Genomic DNA, 1699 nt, shown 5'->3' with positions numbered 1-1699 from the left:
GTGCAAAAGCTCATGCAGTTGCACGGCATCCGGGCCAAGGGAAAACGGCGCTTCAAGGTGACGACCGACAGCAATCACAAGTTGCCAATCTCGCCCAACCTGCTCAACCGCGAGTTCGCTGTGGCCGAGCCTGACAAAGTCTGGGTCGGCGACATCACGTACATCGCCACTGATGAGGGCTGGCTTTACCTGGCCGTGGTGATTGACCTGTTCAGCCGCCAAGTGGTGGGCTGGTCACTGCGGGGCGACATGACCTCAACCATCGTTATCGATGCGCTGCGCATGGCCTGGTTCAAGCGCCATCCGGGCAAGCACGCCGGGGTGCTGTTCCACAGGATGAAACTATTTCGTGGCTGCTCTGGTACAACAAAGTCCGGCTGCATTCGACGCTGGCTTATGTTAGGCCGATGCAATTCGAAAGCGAATGGCTTGCCAGGCAAGCCAACTCATGAGCTCGGTTATGGAATACGCAATCCAGGGGCAAGGTCACTGAACTCTATACAACAGTCCAGTTCAAGGAGATTAGAGATGTTTTGGAGCTCATCAGCAAGCCAGATGAGCAAGATGAGCAAGATGATGATCTCAGTTGGGGAATGCTGAAGAGGCAGCATGAGTGGAGGGGAAATTTGGCGAGTCCCCCAAAAGTCCCACACGAGGAAAACTGAGGGCTAACGAAAAAGCCCTAGTACATCGCTGTTCTAGGGCTATCGTCTGGTGCGGCTGGCAGGAATTGAACCCACGACCCCTTGGTTCGTAGCCAAGTACTCTATCCAACTGAGCTACAGCCGCCAAGTTTTAAATTATAGCGTAGTTATTGCCCCTGATCGATCGCATTCAAGGAAGAAGATAAATCTCGGCTGATGCTGGCGATACGGATTTTATCAAAAATGACCACATCAAGTTTTTTTCGTTTTTAAACAAATGACGTGTTAATTAGATGGGCTTAACCGTGAACAGCGCAGGACTTACGCTAGACCAAAAAAATCGTAACCGCCAGTTCACAAAATGGTCTCTTAGCATGAAACTCTATGCCAGCCCCGGCAGCAAGCAGCCCATCGAAAAATCTCAACTGTTGGCTTGCTGCGAGGCGTTGAGTACCGCCTTCGCGAGCTGGTCGAATTGGTGGGTTTTGTCCAGAAAATCCTCGGCCCCGGCACCCAGGTAGCATTTTCGATAGATCGGGTCAGAACTGTTGCTGAAAATCACAAATGCAATATCTGGCGCGGCATGGCGTATTGCCCGCAAGACTTGTAAGCCAGACCCCCCTTCGAGTTGAACGTCCAGCACCACCACATCAGGGTAAACGGCAAGAATGCCTTCGATCGAATCCTGGGGTGTTTCGGCTTGGCCAACGACGGTCATGGCGCTGGCTCCGAGCATCAAAGCCACGCGATCCCGTATAAAAAGCGAATCGTCTGCAATAAAAATCCTTAACGATGCATTTTCCTGATCCATCACGCCAGTGTGCCGCTCATTGATGGTGGGCGCCATGCTTGTTGCCTGACAAGCACCATCGGAAAATTCCGGATGCGTTAAAGGCCTGCACCGACCATCACTAAGTCATTCCCGGCAAACCAGGCAGTATGTATAAAGGTTCCACTAGAGCGTGTTAACGCTACCGAAGCACCTCGGCAATGAGTGCAACGGTAATAAAGGCAGCAAACATCTCATCATTCTTGTCGTAGCGAGTGAACACCCG

At 51.9% G+C, this 1699-nt stretch carries 1 protein-coding gene, 1 tRNA gene and 1 pseudogene; 1 reads left to right on the top strand and 2 read right to left on the bottom strand.

Annotation, left to right across the window (positions count from 1 at the left end; all coding sequences use genetic code 11):
* Positions 1–452 (top strand): annotated as a pseudogene (locus IWX85_RS20115) (DDE-type integrase/transposase/recombinase); the annotation flags it as partial.
* A 260-nt stretch (positions 453–712) separates the two neighbouring features.
* On the opposite strand, the gene IWX85_RS20110 reads toward IWX85_RS20115, so the two are convergent.
* Positions 713–789 (bottom strand) — tRNA-Arg (locus IWX85_RS20110).
* 276 nt (positions 790–1065) lie between these two features.
* Positions 1066–1491: a response regulator transcription factor gene (locus tag IWX85_RS20105; RefSeq protein ID WP_231380055.1), complete on the bottom strand. Its 426-nt coding sequence runs from the start codon at positions 1489–1491 to the stop codon at positions 1066–1068.
* Positions 1492–1699: the final 208 nt, after the last annotated feature.

The organism is Polaromonas sp. CG_9.11 (assembly GCF_015752225.1).
In the GTDB taxonomy this organism is placed as follows: Bacteria; Pseudomonadota; Gammaproteobacteria; order Burkholderiales; family Burkholderiaceae_C; genus Polaromonas.
The sequence above is the reverse complement of the archived record's forward strand: the minus strand, read 5'-3'. Positions and strand labels throughout refer to the sequence as shown.